Annotated in this window: 1 pseudogene; it reads left to right on the top strand. The window is 76.3% G+C overall.

Going from position 1 to position 464, the window contains the following annotated elements:
* Positions 1-64: 64 nt before the first annotated feature.
* Positions 65-464: pseudogene (locus V5O49_RS00285) on the top strand (hypothetical protein); the annotation flags it as partial.

The following is a 464-nucleotide window of genomic DNA, read 5'->3' as shown; positions in this document are numbered from 1 at the left end:
CACCGCACCCTCGGCCGCAGCCGGCCGTCGCGCCGCCGTGATGGCCACGGCCGGTGGTCTGCTCGTGTCGACGATCGGCGGGGCGACCGCCGCGCACGCGGCACCGGTGGACTCGGACGCGGCCAAGAAGCTGAGCACCGGGGACCTGGGTGCGCTGACCGACCAGGCCAAGCAGGCGCCGGGGGCGGCGCCCGTGGTCACGGGCGACGCCACTAGGCTCTGCATGGCCTGGGCAGTCAGCGCAACCAGGGCCAGGGTGCTCAGCTTCGTTGCCGCGTCCGAGGCCACCGGAGCCGCGTGCGCGGCGGGCGCGCCGCCGATCGGCGACACGAGCAGGCCACCGGCGGTCGCCACCACAGCAGCCCGACGGCCGGCGGCCGCGGAGGGGGCCGCCATCATCGGGCGGCGGGCGGCGCGGTGCTTACCGCGCATGCTGCGAGCAGTCACGTTCAACCTCTCCGTTC

This window comes from Isoptericola haloaureus, from assembly GCF_036689775.1.
Classification (GTDB): Bacteria; Actinomycetota; Actinomycetes; order Actinomycetales; family Cellulomonadaceae; genus Isoptericola; species Isoptericola haloaureus.
Note: the sequence above shows the minus strand (reverse complement) of the source record. Positions and strands in the feature narration are given on the sequence as shown.